The 19,256-nt window shown below is 52.6% G+C and carries 14 protein-coding genes; 2 read left to right on the forward strand and 12 right to left on the reverse strand.

The genetic code is table 11. The features are described from left to right. Positions 1-231: 231 nt before the first annotated feature. The 5 genes from KQJ23_RS18760 to ftsE all read right to left on the reverse strand — a co-directional run bounded on the left by KQJ23_RS18760 (position 232) and on the right by ftsE (position 6,458). Positions 232-1,560, reverse strand: coding sequence for a PDZ domain-containing protein (locus KQJ23_RS18760; protein WP_249529902.1), 1,329 nt, complete (start codon positions 1,558-1,560; stop codon positions 232-234). Positions 1,561-1,756: 196 nt separating this feature from the next. Further along, the gene (locus KQJ23_RS18765; protein WP_216480442.1) at positions 1,757-3,226 is read right to left on the reverse strand and encodes a S41 family peptidase; all 1,470 of its coding nucleotides are present in this window, start codon (positions 3,224-3,226) and stop codon (positions 1,757-1,759) included. A gap of 370 nt (positions 3,227-3,596) precedes the next feature. Further along, the gene (locus KQJ23_RS18770) at positions 3,597-4,805 is read right to left on the reverse strand and encodes a murein hydrolase activator EnvC family protein (protein WP_216480443.1); all 1,209 of its coding nucleotides are present in this window, start codon (positions 4,803-4,805) and stop codon (positions 3,597-3,599) included. 59 nt (positions 4,806-4,864) lie between these two features. Beyond that, a complete protein-coding gene (gene ftsX / locus KQJ23_RS18775; RefSeq protein WP_216480444.1) occupies positions 4,865-5,782 on the reverse strand; it encodes a permease-like cell division protein FtsX in 918 nt (305 codons plus the stop codon). After that, on the reverse strand, positions 5,772-6,458 hold the full coding sequence (gene ftsE, locus KQJ23_RS18780; RefSeq protein WP_212937655.1) for a cell division ATP-binding protein FtsE: 687 nt from the start codon (positions 6,456-6,458) through the stop codon (positions 5,772-5,774). The genes ftsX and ftsE overlap by 11 nt, the downstream gene beginning before the upstream one ends. Positions 6,459-7,003: 545 nt before the next feature. Between ftsE and KQJ23_RS18785 the strand changes: the two genes are divergently transcribed. After that, positions 7,004-8,272: a CynX/NimT family MFS transporter gene (locus KQJ23_RS18785; protein WP_216480445.1), complete on the forward strand. Its 1,269-nt coding sequence runs from the start codon at positions 7,004-7,006 to the stop codon at positions 8,270-8,272. Positions 8,273-8,606: 334 nt separating this feature from the next. Here the strand turns inward: KQJ23_RS18785 and argH are convergent, their stop codons facing one another. The 7 genes from argH to argC form a co-directional block, all read right to left on the reverse strand. Then, on the reverse strand, positions 8,607-10,022 hold the full coding sequence (argH, locus tag KQJ23_RS18790; protein ID WP_216480446.1) for an argininosuccinate lyase: 1,416 nt from the start codon (positions 10,020-10,022) through the stop codon (positions 8,607-8,609). Between the two features lie 132 nt (positions 10,023-10,154). Then, complete coding sequence (locus tag KQJ23_RS18795) at positions 10,155-11,393, reverse strand: argininosuccinate synthase (protein WP_216480447.1); 1,239 nt, start codon at positions 11,391-11,393, stop codon at positions 10,155-10,157. 123 nt (positions 11,394-11,516) lie between these two features. Then, complete coding sequence (argF, locus tag KQJ23_RS18800) at positions 11,517-12,476, reverse strand: ornithine carbamoyltransferase (RefSeq protein WP_430522317.1); 960 nt, start codon at positions 12,474-12,476, stop codon at positions 11,517-11,519. After that, positions 12,473-13,792, reverse strand: a complete 1,320-nt coding sequence (locus tag KQJ23_RS18805; RefSeq protein ID WP_216480448.1) for an aspartate aminotransferase family protein — start codon at positions 13,790-13,792, stop codon at positions 12,473-12,475. Before KQJ23_RS18805 ends, argF begins: the two co-directional genes overlap by 4 nt. 282 nt (positions 13,793-14,074) lie before the next feature. Beyond that, the gene (argB, locus tag KQJ23_RS18810; protein ID WP_216480449.1) at positions 14,075-14,917 is read right to left on the reverse strand and encodes an acetylglutamate kinase; all 843 of its coding nucleotides are present in this window, start codon (positions 14,915-14,917) and stop codon (positions 14,075-14,077) included. Between the two features lie 334 nt (positions 14,918-15,251). Beyond that, a complete protein-coding gene (gene argJ / locus KQJ23_RS18815; RefSeq protein ID WP_216480450.1) occupies positions 15,252-16,490 on the reverse strand; it encodes a bifunctional glutamate N-acetyltransferase/amino-acid acetyltransferase ArgJ in 1,239 nt (412 codons plus the stop codon). Positions 16,491-16,708: 218 nt separating this feature from the next. Beyond that, positions 16,709-17,761 carry an N-acetyl-gamma-glutamyl-phosphate reductase gene (gene argC / locus KQJ23_RS18820; RefSeq protein WP_216480451.1) on the reverse strand — a complete coding sequence of 351 codons (1,053 nt, stop codon included), beginning with the start codon at positions 17,759-17,761 and terminating at the stop codon, positions 16,709-16,711. A gap of 235 nt (positions 17,762-17,996) precedes the next feature. On the opposite strand from argC, the gene KQJ23_RS18825 reads away from it, so the two are divergent. Beyond that, on the forward strand, positions 17,997-18,848 hold the full coding sequence (locus KQJ23_RS18825; protein ID WP_216480452.1) for an FmdB family zinc ribbon protein: 852 nt from the start codon (positions 17,997-17,999) through the stop codon (positions 18,846-18,848). The last annotated feature ends 408 nt before the right edge of the window (positions 18,849-19,256 follow it).

Genomic DNA, 19,256 nt, shown 5'->3' on the forward strand with positions numbered 1-19,256 from the left:
GTTCCCACCAGCAGTTTTAATGCTTTTTGGCACTAAAATCTCCACAGGAGCTTCGTTGCTTGAGCACAGTCCGCAATTATATTAGCGAAAAGAAGTGAATGGGAAATTAGTGCTTTTAGCAGTTATGTCGGTATGTACAACAGGCGAATGAACGTAGGGTGAGCCAATAAAAAAGCAGCCCCTGAGATCCATGTGGAGGTCTCAGGGGCTGGGCTAATGCCGCAGCGCAGGTTAACGCGCTGCGTCGCTCGCCTCCGCCGTGGGCGACCCGGCAGCGGCGGAGGTTGCACCGCTGTGGCGCACGCCCTGCGCACCGCGGCGCGGCGACAACAGCTGCAGCAGCGACGGCGGCTGCAGCTTCACAGCTACCGGCGCCTGCTCGTCCGGCGCCAGGATCACGCCGAGCTGATGATGATCGCCGGCGTAGATAGCGCGCTGGAGAAACTTACTCTCGCCTGCGAGATTACGTACCTCCAGCTTGCAGAACGCAGGCTGCATGCGCAGTGCCGCATGCAGCTCTTCTTTCGTGGGAACGGGCACGCCGTTCACACGCATAATCGTCTCGCCGGCGGCAATGCCGAGCTCGGCCGCCGGACTACCGGGCAGCACCGCCAGCACCTTGAGCCCGCCCTGCGGGTGCACGAACAAGGGGCTCCTCTGCTGTTCCTCGAAGCGGCTGAGCACGATCAGCCCTTCATGCAGCAGGATCGCGGCCAGTGCTGCCGCAAGCAGGAATGGCGTCCACCAGTGCGACGCCAGCGCAAAGGCGATGACGACCGTACCGTAAGCGAGCAGGCGCCCGGAAGTGATCCGGGCTTTCTGCTGCGGCAGCAGGCCGGTCGTCACCTCTGAGAAGCCGATGATCGCCGGCAGCGCGATGAGTGCAAAGCCGCCTTGCCAGGCTTCTCCGCCGAATAGCGGCGTCCAAGGAAGGATACCGCCGCTTGTCTGAGCCGGGATAAGCAGCAGCAGCGGCACCGGCCACAGGCTCTGCATCTGGTATCCGCCGACAAGCTTGCCCCGCTTGCCCTCAAAAAAGAGAGGGCCTGCAAAAGAAGCAGCCTGACTCCGTACCAGCAGCCCTTCAGCCAGATGCAGCAGCCCTACCAGTACGAGCAGCGCCGGGATGTTCAACTCGCGCACCACCCGTATTGCTGTTCCAACCCATGCTTCACCAGCATAGCCTGGGAACAGGTTCAGGATGAACTGCATGATTCCCAATAAGCCAACGGAATAAGCCAGACAGAAATAGCGAACACGAATCAATAGCAGCAGTACTGTAACGATCCAGAGACACAGCACGCCTTCCAGCGTGAGCGTCATTCCCACAAAGGCGGAAATCAAAGAAATACAAGCCCCTGCCGCCAATCCTCCCAGCACGGTCCTCCAGGTTTGACTCACCCAATTATGCAATCTTGCATGGAACAATCGGCGCTCAAGCAACACCTGTCTACGGTAAATCAACATAATAACGATGATTGAGATATAGTAAAACGGCTGCAGCAAGAGCTGCAATCCCGTATTCAGCACCTTCCACAATGCTTCCAGTAACAGATCCAAAAGAATTCACACTCCGATCTCCGGCGCTCCGGGCATGTTAACTATAACAGTTGAACTAATAATTCATAGATAAAGGCAACTGTTTGGGTTGTTTTACGATTAATGTTTTTGGAATTTTAATTATTGCACTAAATTCTAACATAGTTTCAACTTGAATTGAGCAATAGACGAAAAAAAAGAAGGCACTTTGGCCTTCTTATTTCTTCGACACCGCCGCACTGATCTCCTCCCGGAGAACTTCGATTGCCCGATTCATTTGAAGATCGTTCTTCGGATCACGGATGTGCTCGATCAACTGGCTCTCCAGAGCTGCAGCTGTCTTTTCATCAATGATCCCCGTGGCCTCCAGCTTCTGATCGCCCTGGAACTTCTTCACCGCAGCCTCAGTCTCCCGATTAAAGTAACCATCGCTGCGCCCCGGCTCATACCCGAGTCCCTTCAACATCACCTGAGCACTCTTGATATCCTCCCCGAGCATATCATACTTGTACGTATTCTCCTTATTGATCGGAGCTACCGTGAAATAATCCGGCTGCGATACCGCAACATTCGGTTCAATTCCCTTCTTATGAATCCACTCGCCGCTTGGCGTCAACCATTTGGCAATCGTCACCTTGAGCAGGCTCCCGTCGCCAAATTCCTTCGTGAAGCTCGTCTGTACGGTTCCCTTGCCATAGGTGGCGTCTCCGACCAGAGTTGCTCCAGCCGATTCCTTAAGGGCCCCTGCAAGAATCTCGGAAGCACTGGCGCTTCCTTTATTCGTCACGACGACGACCGGATAGGCTTTACCTGTACCTGAGGATAACGTCTTCTGACGTTGCTTGTTCTTATCCTCTACCTGGACAATGACCTTGCCTTTAGGTACGAACAGCTCAGTCATCTCCTCCACGATCTGCAGCACACCGCCCGGGTTATTCCGGACATCGATCACAAGACCCTTCATCCCTTGCTTTTCCAGGGCGTCCAGCTCTGCCTTGAAGCGCTCCGCCGTGTTCATGGAGAACTCCGTAATTTCAATCACGCCAACACCATCTGATTTCATCTCGGCGTATACGGTCTCTAATGCGATATCATCCCGGATAATGGAATATTCCATCGTCGCGGATGCTCCCGTCCGCTTAACCTTGACCTTTGCTTCGGTTCCCTTCGGCCCCCGAATCTTGGCAACGGCCTCATTCAGGCTGAGCCCTTCAAACGACTCTCCGTTCACAGATAACAAGATATCCTTCGGCTGGATCCCGGCCTTCTCTGCCGGAGAACCCTTGATCGGCGAGACGACGACGACATTGCCGTTCTCCATCGATACCTCTGCGCCAATCCCGCTGAAGGAGCCTTCAATCTGTTCCGAAAATTGCTGGGCCGTCTCCGGACCCATATAAGAGGAGAATGGGTCTCCAATTGCACTCATCATTCCGTCGATGGCTCCGTCAACCAGCTTCTGCCGGTCAACACCCTCGACATAATTATTTTCGACAAGCTTGAGCGCTGTCTCAATCTTTTTGATATCGTCCTTATTGGTGCTTGTCCCGGCACTATCGGCAAATAAACCGCTCTGAAGCGGGCTTGTCCCGGCAAAGCTCCATTGCCCGGTCAAGGTCAATGTGAGCAGGCTGCTGACGATCATCGCACCTACTACAACTATGGCTACTGTTCGTTTCTTATACATCATTTCACCGCCTATGTTAGTCTCCTAAGTATATGTCCAGTTTTCCCACAATATAAGAGGTTGATCAAAAAAACATCTTTTGATCACGAAGTATTTCAAATGGTTGATTCGACATCGAATCTTGCGCTCATCCTCGAAGTCCGAGCGGATGCTTACGAGGTACGATTCCTTTGGAAGCATTTCGCTCTTGTAGGTTTTGGCCTACACTCCGTTCCTCCTTCTTCAGGTTCTCGCAACCTTCTTGGTGCTGAAAAGCTGACGTTTTGAACACGCACTTATAAGCCCGAACCTAAAAAAGCAATCACGAGCAAAAAACGGATAAGCCGTCTCAGCAAGACGTTTATCCGTTTCCATCGACAAATCTATTTTATTACAAATACGGCATCGGGTCTACTGGTGTCCCGTTAATCCGAACCTCAAAGTGGCAATGCGGTCCTGTTGAATTGCCGGTGCTTCCGACTTCGGCAATCTTCTCGCCCTTCTTGACCTGCTGCCCCTTCTCGACCTTGATTCCCCCATTGCGGATATGACCGTATAAAGTCCATACATTATCGCCATGATCGATGATGACTGTATTGCCGTAACCGCTCCACCATTCGGCAACGATGACGACACCGCCAGCCGCCGCGTGAATGTCCGTCCCCTGTGGTGCTGCAAAGTCAACCCCGGTATGGGTCTTTTTCACACCCGTGATCGGATGAATTCTCGTTCCATAGCCGGACGACAGACGGGCTCCGTCTACAGGAAGTCCCATGGAGCCTCCATTTCCTTTAAAGCCGGAAGAGGATTTGCTGTACGTATAGACTTGAGCCGCCTTTAGCTTGTTCTTTTCCTTCTCCAATGCAGCGCGTTTGGTAGCGAGCTCGACGAGCAGCGCTTCCTGCTCCTCACTGATATCGTCGGATTCCTCAATCTCCGCATAATACTTCGCAATCAGTTCCTGCTTTTCCTTTTCCTTCTCTTCTAAAATGCTCTTCCGATTCTCCGCATCTGCATAGAGCGCCTTGACCTTCTCATAGTCGGCTTCCAACTGCAGTTGCTGCTCATCCAGCAGCTCCTTGTCATGCTTATGCTCGTCCAGCAAAATATGATCCTGGTTAGCGATCGCCTGCAGCGAATCCGCACGCTCCAGGAAATCCGAGAAGCTGGTCGATGACAGCAGCACATCCAGATAGGAGACGGTGCCATCGGTATACATGAGTCTCACACGGGAGTCCAGCAGATCGGAGCGCTCCGCGATCCGCGCCTTGGTCTCTTCCAATTGAACCGCGGTATCTCGCAGGCTCTGCTCGGTATTTTCAATATCCACAGAAATTTGGGCAAGCTCATTGCTGACCTCGTCCATTTGCGCCATAACCTGCTTCAAGTATTCCTGGTTCTTATTCACATAATGCTCGGCATTTTCCTTCTTCTCAGCAGCTGCTTCCTGCTGCTTCTCGGCCTGTTTGGCCTGTTGCTGGAGCTGCTTAAGCTCCTTATCGATCTCACTGATCGTCTTTGATTTGGCCAAGCCCTCCGTAGGCTGGATGACAGCAGCGACTAAAGCGACAACGGCAACAACAGTAATCCATTTTTTCAAATTCGTTTCCCCGTCCTTCTGTTCATCTTCTATAATCTGACCTGCTCAGCAGCCAGTGGCTAAACCTTCAAAAACTTCCGAATCGACATGGTGCTTCCCCATATTCCGATCAAAATCCCTAATCCAATCAACAGGCCGCCCAGCTCCAGATCCACTTCTTGCAGCGGAACCAGCTTGAAGGCCAGCGTAATATCAGACTGAAGCGTCGATACCAATTGGCCATATCCCACAAAAAGCAAGGCTACAGTGACGACGGACCCGACAACCCCGATAAGCGCGCCTTCCACGAAGAACGGCCACCTTATGAACATATTCGTTGCGCCAACCAGCTTCATAATGCCAATTTCGCGGCGGCGGGCAAGGATCGTTACACGAATCGTATTGGAAATCAGGAACATCGCCATCAGTGTAAGTCCTGCGACAAATGCAAATCCGATGTTACGCACCATATTGGTAATCTTGAACAGCTTCTCTGTCGTTCCTTGTCCATAACGAACCTTATAAATCGGCAGCTCGTCCGGATATTTCTCATTCAGAGCTTCAATTTTACCCGCAACGTAAGGTACGGTAGTCGGTTCAATGACTTCTACCTGAAACGTATCGGGAATCGGATTGGTTGTCTCATCATACCCTTCCAGCAAATCCTTGCCTTCTTCCCCGAGCTTTTCTCTGAAATCCTTCAGACCTTGTGCCTTGGGAATCAGTGTCACCTTGCTAACTTCTGCCATTGCGGCAATATCGCTGTTCACCTTCTGAAGCAATGCTTCATCCACATTTCCGGCCAGAAAAGCCTTGATCTGAACCTGACTGTCCGCCTCATCCGCGAAGGAATTAACGTTCAGTACCAGAAGGATAAATACACCCAGCATTAATAAAGACACTACAATTGACGTAATTGAGGCCAGGGACATCCAACCGTTACGGATTACGCTCTTCGCACCTTCACGGATGTGTCTGATAAAGGTGCTAAAACTCATATCCGTATTCCCCTCTCTGCTGGTCTCTCACGATGTTGCCATGCTCGATGGCGATAACGCGCTTACGCATCGTATTCACAATATCCCGGTTATGCGTCGCCATTACAATGGTCGTCCCCCGGAAATTGATCTCATCCAGCAACTGCATAATCCCCCAGGATGTCTCGGGGTCGAGGTTCCCTGTAGGCTCATCCGCCACAATAACGGAAGGGTTGTTTACAATCGCTCTCGCAATCGCAACACGTTGCTGCTCTCCTCCGGACAGCTGCGACGGGTCGCGGTTCGCCTTATTTTTCAGCCCGACGAGCTCCAGTACCTCCATCGTTCGCTTCTTGATGACCTTTTTCGGCGCTTCGATAACCTCAAGGGCAAAGGCGACATTTTCATAGGCGCTAAGCTTGGGCAATAATCGGAAATCCTGAAAAACAACGCCGATATTTCGACGGACATACGGAATTTTTCGGGCCTTCAGCTTCCCTATATTAAACCCGTTAACAGAAATTTGGCCTTTGGTAGGCACCTCTTCACGGTAAATCAGCTTCATAAAGGTCGACTTCCCCGCTCCCGAGGGGCCGACAAGGTATACGAATTCATTGCGGTCGATTTTGACAGAGACTCCCTTCAGGGCATGCGTCCCGTTCGGGTAAGTCTTCCAAATATCCTGCATTTCTATCACTAGATCACGTCCTAAACCTTGATTCCTTACACTTGGCTGTCTGCTTTAACATTCGACATGTTCACTTCAATTCCTTTTCAAGACGAGTTATTTCTTCGATAGGCGGGGCATTTCTGCCGCAAACGAGTCCTTTCCTCGAGTGCCGAGTCTTTTCTGCCGCAAACGAGTCCTTTCACCAGTCCGATTTATATTGTAACAAATATGTTACCACTTGAGTACCAGTAGTTTTCCAGAATTGCTATTTTAATATATTTGGAGCATGCGTATCAGCAGTTATTTCGTCGTATAGATACCCACTTCGGCAAATTTAATGACTTTCTGCATTAAAATCATCATTCGTCGCTTTCAGTTCGGCTGTTGCGACCAGGGCTTGCCATACTCTTCTATTAAAATACAAACCGTCGTAAATCCTGTATTGATACGTCAACTTTTCATATGATAAGGTAGTCTCATCGCATTTCTCCGACAGAGAATGGCTGGATGGGCCAAACCTGATAGGCTCCCGCCAATCGTCTCTGCGGAATATAGAGAGGAATTCATGCCAAATGTCATCTCATGATCCATCGTCACAAAAAAACGCCGGTATACTGACGATAGTAGCCGTGCTATTAACCGCCGCTGTACTTCGTTCTCCCTTGACAGGTGTGGGGACGCTGATTACAGAGATTCAAGCCGATACGGCTTTATCCCATACGCTGGCCGGCCTGTTGACGACGCTGCCGCTCGTTGCCTTCTCCATATTTGCACTTGTGGCGCCGGGCCTGTCCGGCCGCTATGGCATTGAAAGAACGCTGCTCTACTCCACAGCCCTGCTAGGGGCCGGTCTCATCGTCCGTTCGCTGCCATCTGTTCAGCTCCTGTTCGCAGGAACCGCCTTAATTGGCGTGGGGATCGCTGTAGCTAATGTACTGATTCCTGCCATGATCAAGCAAAGCTTTCCGCTGCGCATCGGCCTGATGACCGCTTTGTATACCTCATCCATGAACCTCTGGTCAGCAATTTCTTCGGGGATCAGCCTCCCTCTTGCCCGCATTGGACTGGGATGGCGCGGTTCATTGGCCTTTTGGGCGCTATTCGCAATTGCGACCGTGCTGGTCTGGATCCCGCTCACACGCCGGGTGCCTTTGCAGGACTTGCAAGCAAAGGGCATGAAACAGCCTGCTGCCGCTAGAGGCAGGCCCAGTGCGAGCGTCTCCGCTCAAAGAGACGGCTCTGGGCTCACTCTATCGCCTAGTCCCGCAATATGGCGTTCACCAAAGGCGTGGACGATTACTTTATTCATGGGTTTTCAGTCGATTATGTTCTATGTAGGCGTATCCTGGCTTCCGGAGATCTTGCATGAAAAGGGAATGAGCATGGATAGTGCGGGATGGATGCTCTCCCTGATGCAAATCCTAAGCATGGTTGGTTCGTTCTTCATGCCCTTCATCGCAACGCGGGCAGAAAGCCAAACCATCCTTACCGCCCTGTCCGGCGCTTTTTTCCTGTTCGGATTCGGCGGAATTTGGCTGGCTTCCGAGGCCTGGTCGATCTTGTTCATTTCTCTGATCGGACTTGGCTCAGGCACAACCTTCAGTCTGGTTATTCTCTTCTTCAGCCTTCGCACCCACTCAGCCAAGCAAGCCTCTCAATTATCAGGCATGGCTCAATCTCTGGGCTACTTGCTTGCCGCGGTCGGTCCAACCATGTTCGGGTTTATTCACGACCAGAGCGGAGGCTGGAGTGTTCCACTTGCTACGATTACGGCCATGTCCGTGATCACAATTCTTCTGGGCTTTATTGCCGGCAAAAAAGGCCGGATTGCCGAGCTTTAATTGCTCAAAATGCATCTATTTTTTCAAATAACGAGTCAACACAAGAAATAAATGTATGCCTTACAACTAAACTCCTTCATATTGTGGAAATTGATCCTCAGCTAGCCATATAAATGCCTTCCATACAACTAGATCTATATTTCAGCTCTTTGTCCGAGCCTTAATTGTAGTTTATACAACTAAGTATCTAAGCGCCTAAACAGCCGAGCAACTATGCAGCCAAGCGACCAAGCACCCGAGGCCTGAACTTATTAGACAGCTCACGCAGAAGCGCGAACTTCTCATGCAAAAATCCCCGGCTCCCTTTGTAAAAAGGGACCGGGGATTTCTCGTTCTACTTGCTCTTCTCGGCATATTCCTGCGCCCATTCGGCGGTTGCGGCAAGGCGTTCCTCCGCCCGTCCAATCGCGGCGCTTACTTGCGTCGTGGCTGTGCCGCCGTACACATTGCGGGCATTCACCACAGCCTCCGGCTGCAGTACCTGATAGATGCTCTCGTCAAAGAGCGGCGAGAATTGCTTGAATTCCTCAAGCGTGAGATCCAGCAGGAACTTATTCTGCTGAATGCAGTACAACACCGTCTTACCAATGACCTCATGAGCCTGGCGGAACGGAAGGCCTTTCCCGGCAAGGAAATCGGCGATGTCAGTCGCATTGGAAAAGTCCTTGTTGACCGCCTCGCGCATCTGCCCGCTGTTCACCTTCATGGTTGCGATCATCGGAGCAAACAGCTGGAGCGCGCCGCGCAGCGTCTCCACCGTATCGAACATGCCTTCCTTGTCCTCTTGCATATCCTTGTTGTATGCCAGCGGCAGCGACTTCAGTACGGTCAGCAGCCCCATCAGGTTGCCGTATACGCGTCCCGTCTTCCCGCGCACCAGCTCCGGTACGTCCGGATTCTTCTTCTGCGGCATAATGCTGCTGCCTGTGCAGAAGGCATCATCCAGCTCGACGAAACGGAATTCCGTGCTGCTCCACAGCACCAGTTCCTCGCTCAGGCGGGAGAGGTGCATCATCAGGATCGAAGCGTCCGCCAGGAACTCCAGGATGAAGTCACGGTCGCTGACGGCATCGAGACTATTTTCATATACGGCGTCAAAATGCAGCTGCTCCGCCACGAGATGGCGGTCGATCGGGAAGGTCGTACCTGCCAGCGCCCCTGCCCCGAGCGGCAGCACATTGATCCGCTTATAGCTGTCCTGCAGACGTTCGATATCCCGCTGGAACATCGAGACATAAGCCATCAGATGATGGGCGAACAGGATCGGCTGGGCCCGTTGTAAATGGGTATAGCCGGGAACGATGGTCTCCAGATTGTCCTTGGCTTGTCCGATCAACGTTTCCTGCAAATCATGCAGCAGGCCTACGAATTCCACCACCCGCTTGCGCAGGTACAGGTGCATATCCGTAGCCACCTGGTCGTTGCGGCTGCGTCCGGTATGCAGCTTGCCGCCAACCGGTCCTACCTCTTCAATCAGGTTCTTCTCGACATTCATGTGAATATCTTCATCGGAAACAGAGTACTCCAGCTCTCCCCGGCGGATTTTGCCAAGCACCGCTTGCAGCCCTTCCTTGATCTTCTCCATATCTTCTTCCGGTAAAATTCCGCATTTACCCAGCATTGTCACATGTGCCAGACTCCCCTGCACATCCTCCTCGGCCAAGGCTTTATCAAATCCGATCGAGGCCGTATACTGCTCCACCAACCGGTTCGTCTGCTTCGTAAAACGTCCGCCCCACAGCTTGCTCACCTGACTCACTCCTTATCTATTCATAGCGGCTTGGCTAAAACCGCGAAGCCGCTCTCCGGCAGCAGGACTCGGGAGCCCGCGCCGGAAAACGGCTCAATCTTCGTCATGAATGCACCTGTCTGCCGATCCCGCTTAGCCTTTGCGGTTCTGCTCCACGCCTGCGCTAACCTTCAAACGCAAGGCATTCAGACGGATGAAGCCTGTAGCATCCCCTTGGTCATAAGCCTGGGTCGGATCAGCCTCCATCGTAGCGATCTCTGGATTGTACAGGCTGACCGGGCTTTTCACGCCTGCGGCAATGACGTTGCCCTTATACAGCTTCAACCGGACCGTGCCGGATACATTGCGCTGGCTCTCGGTGACCAGTGCTTGCAGCGCAAGGCGCTCCGGAGCAAACCAAAAGCCATTGTACACCAGGTTGCTGTAACGACTGATCAGGCTGTCACGCAGACTCATAACCTCGCGGTCCATGGTCAGGGATTCCATTTTCCGGTGAGCCGTGAACAGAATTGTGCCCCCCGGCGTCTCATATACGCCCCGGCTCTTCATGCCGACAAAGCGGTTTTCCACCATATCGACACGTCCGATGCCATGCTTGCCGCCCAGCTCGTTCAGCTTCTCCATCACGCGAAGCGGGTCCAGTGATTCACCGTTCACTGCGACGCAGTTGCCTTGTACAAATTCAAGCTCGATTACCTCAGGCTGATCCGGCGCATCCTCAGGCGATACGCTGAGCAGGTACATCTCTTTGTTCTCCGGTGCCGAGGCGTCAAACCACGGATCCTCCAGCATGCCGCTCTCATAGCTGATATGCAGCAGGTTGCGGTCCATCGAATAAGGCTTCGCTGCCGATGCTGTAACCGGAATGCCATTTACTTCGGCGTAGGCGATCATTTCAGCACGTCCCGGGAAACGGTCACGGAACTCGCTAAGCCGCCATGGCGCGATCACTTCGATATCCGGCGCAATCGCCGCAGCGTTCAGCTCAAAACGAACCTGATCATTGCCTTTGCCTGTCGCACCGTGGGCAATCGCTGTTGCCCCTTCCGCACGTGCGATTTCTACCATCCGCTTGGCGATCAATGGACGGGCAATACTCGTACCGAGCAAATATTGTCCTTCATACAAAGCCCCGGACTGAAACATCGGGTAAATAAAATCCTTCGCGAACTCCTCGCGCAGATCGTCGATATAGACCTTGGATGCCCCCGTTGCGAGCGCCTTTTCCTCGAGGCCGTCCAGCTCCTCCTTCTGCCCGATATCCGCCGTGAAGGCGATAATCTCGGCATCATACGTCTCCTTGAGCCATTTCAGAATGACCGATGTATCCAGACCGCCGGAATAGGCCAGTACAATTTTTTCTTTTGCCATAACGATATATTCCTCCTGTAAAAAGATTGCCTGCTACAAGTACATGTTTAAAGAGTAAACTTTTCAGCACCGAGAAGGTTGTGAGAAGCCGAAAGAAGGAAACCGAACCTTCTCCTTGTCCATCTAGGACATCAATGCAACCATCAGCGCCTTTTGCGCATGCAGCCGGTTCTCGGCCTGGTCAAAAATAATTGAATGCGGCCCGTCAATGACGCCTTCGCTGACTTCCTCGCCGCGGTGGGCCGGAAGACAATGCATGAACACATAATCCGGCTTGGCATGCGAAGCCAGCTCTTCATCCACCTGATACGAGGCAAATGCCAATTCCCGCGCCTTCTGCTCCTCTTCAAAGCCCATGCTGGCCCAGACGTCGGAGTAAATCGCATCCGCATGCTGGACAGCGGCCTTCGGATCACGCACGACTTCGATCACCGCGCCCGTCTCCTTGGCAATTGCCTGTGCTGCAGCAACAACCTGAGGATCCGGCTCATAGCCCTCCGGACTGGCAATACTGACATGCACGCCGAGCTTGGCTCCTCCGATCATGAGGGAATGCGCCATATTGTTGCCGTCTCCCACATAAGCCAGCTTCAGACCGTCCAGTTTGCCTTTATGCTCCAGAAGGGTTTGATAGTCTGCCAGCACCTGGCATGGATGCGCCAGATCGCTCAAGCCGTTGATCACGGGGATGCTCGCATAGCGGGCTAAATCCACTACCTTGTCATGCCCGAACGTCCGGATCATAATTCCGTCCAGATAACGCGACATCACGCCAGCCGTATCGGCAATCGTCTCGCCGCGGCCCAGCTGGATATCATTCTTGCTCAGAAAGAGCGCATGGCCGCCAAGCTGGAACATGCCGACCTCGAAGGACACCCGGGTACGGGTCGAGGATTTTTCAAATATTAATCCGATCGTCTTGCCCTTTAGCGGCTGATAAACTTCCCCTGCCTTTTGCTTGGTCTTGATATCGATAGCAAGATCCAGTAAATAACGAATTTCTTCTGACGTATAATCATCCAGCTCCAGCAGATCGCGCCCGCTCAAGCTGTTCTTCAATGGTTTATTTTCGGTCAGGCTCATTGGTTCTCCTCCTTTTCTGCCGATGCTGCGGCAGTATGGGTATTAATCAGCACGACAAGTGTGTCCACCGCCTGATCGATCTCTTCCTTGGATACCTTCAGGTTCGGCAGCAAGCGAATCACATTCGGACCGGCGGTAACGAACAACAGCTTGCTCTTCTGCCCTGCCGTCACCAGTTCAGCAACCGGCGCCACGCATTCGATGCCGATCAGCAGGCCAAGCCCGCGGATTTCCTTCACGAACGGTTGATCCGCAAACGCCTCGCGCAGCCGCTGCTGCAAATACTCGCCTATTTCCTTGACCCGTTCCGGAATCTGCTCCTCCAGCATCGTCTCGATCGTTGCCACAATGGCTGCCGCCGAGACCGGATTGCCGCCAAAGGTAGAGGCATGCGTTCCGGCCGTGAAAGCTTCGCGGAGATAGCCCTTGGCAAGCAGGGCTCCGGCTGGAAGACCACTGGCGATTCCCTTGGCCGAGGTAAAGATGTCCGGCTCAATGCCATATTGCTGATGCGCAAACCAGCTGCCAGTCCGGCCCATGCCGGTCTGTACTTCATCAATGATCAGCAGCAGGCCTTCCTGTTTGCACAGGGCCGCAACTTGCTGGACAAATTCCTTGTCCACCGGATATACGCCGCCTTCGGCCTGCACCATTTCCAGCATGATGGCAGCGCTATGCGGACCGATGGCTGCTTTGAGCGCCTCCAGATCATGCAGGGGCACAGTAACGAATCCGGCAGGAAGCGGAAGGAAGCCGTCCTTGACCTTCTGTTGTCCGGTTGCGGTCAGGGTAGCCAAAGTACGTCCATGGAACGATTGCTCAAAGGTAATCACTTCATAACGCTCTTCACCTTTAACCTTCTGGTGATAACGGCGGGCCAGCTTGATCGCTGCCTCATTGGCTTCCGCACCGCTATTACAGAAGAACACCGCGTCCGCGCCGGTTACTTGGGTCAACAGATGAGCAGCCTGCTCCTGCTGAGGAATGCCGAACAGATTGGATACATGCCAGAGCGTATCGAGCTGTGCCTTTACCTTTTCTTTGACTTTTTCAGGTGCATGCCCCAGGTTGGTTACGGCCAGACCGCTCATAAAATCCAGGTACCTGTTGCCTTGATCATCCCATAGCCAGCTTCCATGTCCTCTTACCAGGCTCACCGGATAGCGGGCATAGGTCTGCAGCAGGGCGCTGCCTCCTGCATCTGCCGAAGCATAGGCCGCCTGATCCTTGGCCTTGCCTGCCGGCGCTGTACTGTTTGCAATAGAGCTAGTGCTTGCTGCGCTATCCTGTAATTTGCTGTGTTCCAACCTGCTCATCTCCTTTTTAGGGGTATATAAGTTAAACTACTGAATTTTTTTTTACGCTCTGGGGGCATCGTGTGAAGTGTGCTTACGTTCGCTGTTGTTCGCGGATTTCTCTATTTGAACTGAGATACTATCCGGTAGAAATCCACTCACAAAGGCGAACGCTTTCGCTCTATGCTTCCGAAGTAGCTTTCTTACAGAAAGCTTTTAACACTTCACACTTATGCCCTTTTACGTAGCTTTATAGTTCAACTTATATAGTTCAAAAAATTATCTTTTGAAAACTACTTCACCTTACATCCGGACAATGCGGGTTCCTACGGAATCGCCGTTCAACACCTTGCCAAGAATGCCAGGTACGCTGCCGTCCACAATAATTACTTCATTTACCTTGCCGCTGATGCATGCGATCGCCGCGCGCACCTTTGGAATCATCCCGCCGTAGATTTCTCCGGTCTGAATCATATCCTCGATTTCCTGTACGGTGACGGAAGGGAGCACTCTCTTCTCGCCATTGACCGTCTTCATGATTCCCGGCACGTCGGTGACTACGATCATTTGCCGCACGCCCAGCATGGAAGCCACAGCTCCAGCGGCTGTATCCGCATTAATATTGTAACGCTGTCCTTCCTTGCTGACACCTACCGGTGCAATGACCGGTAAAAAGCCCAGCTTCACAATGCCTTCGATCAATTCCTGATTCACGTCCGTGACTTCGCCGACCAGACCCACCTCAGCCGCATTGGCAACCGGCTTAGCCTGAATCAGAAGTCCATCGGCCCCAGACAAGCCCACGGCCTTGCCCCCTGCTCCGGTGATCCGGCGCACAATCGATTTATTGATGCTGCCAGCCAGGACCATTTCCACAACATCCAGCACTTCCTCTGACGTATAGCGAAGACCGTTCACAAAATGTGTCTCAATGCCGAACTTTACTAACGTATCCGAGATTGCAGGTCCGCCGCCGTGCACGATTACCGGCTGAGAGCCGCTCTCCTGAAGATCCGCCAAATCCTTGAAAAAAGACTCCGGCAGCTCCTGAAGCGTGCTCCCTCCGCATTTCATTACAAATGTACGCCCTGCCGACAGGCTCAGGCCGGCAGCCGATAATTGGCCGCCCTCCAGTACGATTCTCATTGATTTGACGCTCCTCTCTTTGGAAGTCGGGATAATAAGCTGCCCAAGCATTTAAGCCTACGGGCGCTGTCCTTTACAGATTTCCTTAACTAAATTGATCTTTATCTTAAAATCAGTGCTGAACATTGCATGCAGAACCGGATAGCTTCCAAAAACCGGATATCCTCGGAGGACCGAGGCCCCCCCTTAGCCCGAACGCCTGGTTATGGAGAGGTTTGTACGATTCACCGCACAAATCGTTCTCCAAACCCATTTGAATCGCACAAAACTGGCTCGTCAGCCCTGAGAAAGCCAGCAAATATTATCAGGAGCATACCGCACTTGATTACCCCATTTAAGTGCGGTATGCCGCATTAATTCGTACGTAGTCATAAGTAAGGTCGCAGCCCCACGCGGTGGCTGTGCCGCTCCCGTGATGCAGGTCGACATGGATGTGAACCGTGTCGCCCTGCAGATAGACGAGGGCTTCGTCCTCGTCGAACGGCACCGGGCGTGAACCCTCCAGCACGACGATATCGCCGAGGCGGATATCGACCGTATCCGGGTTCACGGGCTCGCCCGCGCGGCCCACCGCCGCGATGATCCGGCCCCAGTTGGCGTCGGCTCCGAACACGGCCGACTTGACCAGGCTGGAGCCGATCACGGTCTTCGCGATGGCGCGGGCCGAGAGGTCGGTGACGGCGCCTTGCACCGTCACCTCCACCAGGCGCGTGGCGCCTTCACCGTCGCGGGCGATCGCCTGCGCGAGGTGCTGGCATACGTGCCGGAAGGCGGCAGCGAAGGCCGCCCAATCGGGATGGCCGGGCTGAAGCGGGCTGTTGCCCGCCAGGCCGCTGGCCATCGCAACGAGCATATCGTTGGTGCTCGTATCTCCATCGACCGTGATCATGTTGAAGGTCACGTCGGTCACTTCTCCGAGCAGCTGCCACAGCGCCTGCGGCTCAACCTCGGCATCCGTCGTCATAAAGGCGAGCATTGTCGCCATATTCGGATGAATCATCCCCGAGCCCTTCGCTGCGCCGGCAATCACCACCTCACGCCCATCCACCGTGAGGGAGACGCAGATCTCCTTCTTCACGAGATCTGTCGTGAGGATTGCCTGGCTGAACTGCTCCGCACCGTTGCCGTCAGCGGAGACTGCCGCAGGTAGAGCGGCAATCCCGCTGTGTACGCGGTCCATCGGCAAAAGCTCGCCGATGACGCCGGTAGAAGCAACGGCCACGTCCTGCTCCGCCAGGCCGAACGCGGCCGCAGTAGCCGCACGCATGGCGTAGGCATCGGCCTCGCCCTGCTGGCCGGTGCAGGCGTTGGCGTTGCCGCTGTTCACGACTACAGCCCGCAGCCGCCCGTCCGACGCGATACTCTCTCGCGTCACTTTCAGCGGGGCGGCCTGGAACACATTGGTCGTGTACACGCCCGCCGCCACCGCCGGCACTTCGCACAGAATGACGCCCAGGTCATTCCGGCTTGATTTTTTCAGACCGCAGTGCAGTCCTCCTGCCTGGAATCCCTTGGGGACGGTAACCCCGCCCTCTTGCAATATATGAAATACAGCAGCTTCTCCAACTCCCATGGCTAGCCGTGCCCCTTTCGCAAATTCGTTCTTTAGAGGTTGTTCAAAAAAGTCATTTTTTGATCACGAAGATATTCATGAGGTTCATTCGACATCGAATCTTGCGCTCACCCTCGAAGTCCGGTACTCATGTAGGGACTCCCTACACTCCGTTCCTCCTTCTTCGGGTTCTCACAACCTTCTCGGTGCTGAAAACCTGGCTTTTTGAACTCGCCCTTTTATGGATACACCGGACTCAGCTTGAGCCCGCAATCTTCTTCCCATCCCATGGCAAGATTCAGATTCTGAATCGCTTGCCCTGCTGCACCCTTGACGATATTATCAATAACCGAGATGATGGTGACTCTTCCCGTCCTCTCATCAACAGCAAAGCCGATATCGCAATAGTTCGAACCGAACACCTCTTTGGTTGCCGGCCAGCTCCCCGTCTCACGAATCCGGACAAAAGGACGTCCCTCATAACGCTTGCGGTATAAGCCAATCAAATCCGCCTCCGTGTAGTTCCCTTTCAATGTCGCATACATTGTACTCATAATCCCGCGTGTCATCGGGGTCAGGTGAGTGGTAAAGGTTACGGTTACGTTCTTACCTGCCGCTTCCGACAGAACCTGTTCTATTTCAGGGATATGTTGATGACGGTTCATTTTGTAGACCTTCAGGTTTTCATTAATTTCTGCGTAATGGGTCATCAGGCTTGTTCCTCTGCCTGCGCCGGATACACCGGACTTGGCATCGATGATAATCGACGCCGGGTCAATCCAGCCTGCTTCGACTGCCGGAATTAACCCTAGTAACGTAGCCGTAGGATAGCAGCCGGGATTGGAGATCAACTCTGCTCCCTGCACCTGTTCCCCGGTAATCTCAGCAAGTCCATACACGGCTTGTGCAAGCAAGTCTGCCTGAGGCGCCTCATGCTTATACCAGCTTTCATAGATTTGCCCGTCCTTGATCCGAAAATCTCCGGAAAGGTCTATAACTTTAAGACCGGCATTAAGCAGTTCAGGAACAAGCTTGCCGCTAACTCCGGACGGCGTTGCTGTGAATACCACATCCGCCTTCTCCGCTATCAGCTTGGGGTCCACGCCATCCAGGTTTTGCACGATAATCTCCGTCAGGTGCGGAAAGCCTTCACTAATCGGAACGCCGTTGCTGGACGACGAAATGACCGAGGTGATCTCAACCAGGGGATGGCCCAATAAAAAACGAATCAGTTCCACGCCGCCGTACCCCGTGGAACCGACAATGGCAACCTTCACTTTTTCTCCGCTCACGATTTAACTCTCCTTTGCTGTATATCATCTATACTCGAAATCATTTACCCGAATTGTAATTACGAATTATTATACATTCATATTAATATATATACAATGCTGTTTCAGAAATATGTTTACTTCATTTGTTATGTATTTCAGAAATAAATGGCAGCATTTGGATTGACTGACTTTCTAATTACAATTATGCTTGGACTGATTAGATTTACAAATGGTGGAGGAGGAATGAAACTTAATGATTTGCTCGAAGTGTGGTCACGTTTTTGAAAATGAACAAGGCGCCATTACGGAATGCCCGGTATGCGGTGCGGCTCTAGCTTCATCTTGGAATGAGAAGACAGGAGAAGCTAGTGCCAGAATCGAATCTGCAGCAACCGGGGAATCTTCATCGAAGATCGGAACTGAGGCTGGCAACTCTGGGGCCCCTGCTCCAGGAGAGAAAGCTTCCGGTGATCTCACGTGGAAGCAGGTCAAAGAGAGTCAGGCCTTTCAACAAGGCGCTGAAATCAGCAAGCAGTACGGCGGATTTTTCCTGAATGCGCTGCTCCATCCGTTAGCTTCTTCCAAAAAAATTGATAGAGCGCATTTTTTGAATGGAATCATCACTATGGTAATCATAGCCATACTCCTTCCGCTTGTCCTCTATGTACCAAGCCTGCGCTCTGCTTTTCCTGATGCGTTCGGCGCTGGCTATCTCCGCCCCTTCATCCTGGTCGTGCTGGCCTTTGCAGTTGCCGTTTTTGCCGCCTATGGAGTAATGAGGCTTGGAAAGGTTTCAGCGGATCTTCGTGATCTCACCGCCAAGCTGGGCACCTTGCTGGTACCCTCGACAGCTGCGCTGCTGATCAGTGTTATTTTTCAAATCGTCGGCCTTGGAATTGGACTTAGCGGACTGTTCCTGTTCATTACGGTTCTTTCATTCTTCGTAGCCATCACCTTGCTGATTCATCAAGAAATGGGTCAAAGCGCTTCTGCTCTAGATCCGCTGTACGGTTCCCTGATTGTCAATGTGCTCTTCGGATATATTCTGTATAGAATTGTTCTTGTAAGTATCAGTTATATGCTCGGCGGATTTTTTAGTCTATAACATCTAGATAGGCTATCCAATTGCCTTCTAAAAAATTGGACGAGAAAAGGGACCGTCCCCCAATTGTGAGAAAGGGGGCGGTCCCGTTTTTCCGTCCAACAGTATCGTTGTCATATTCTAACTACTCGGGGTTGACAAATATTAGCTGGTTTTTCTCACTCGCCGCACGAGCTCCCTGCACCAGTAATTTTAATGCTTTTTGTCACTAAAATCGTCGCATGAGCACCTACATCAGAAATTTTAATGCCTTACTGCACTATAATCCCCGCAAGAGACCCTACACCAGTAATTTTAATGCTTTTTGGCACTATAATCGTCGCATGGGCACTTATGCCAGAAATTTTAATGCCTTTTGTCATTAAAATAACCCCACAAGCTCACACGCCAGCCATTTTAATGCCATCCGGC

This window comes from Paenibacillus brevis (genome assembly GCF_018919145.1).
Lineage (GTDB): Bacteria > Bacillota > Bacilli > Paenibacillales > Paenibacillaceae > Fontibacillus > Fontibacillus brevis.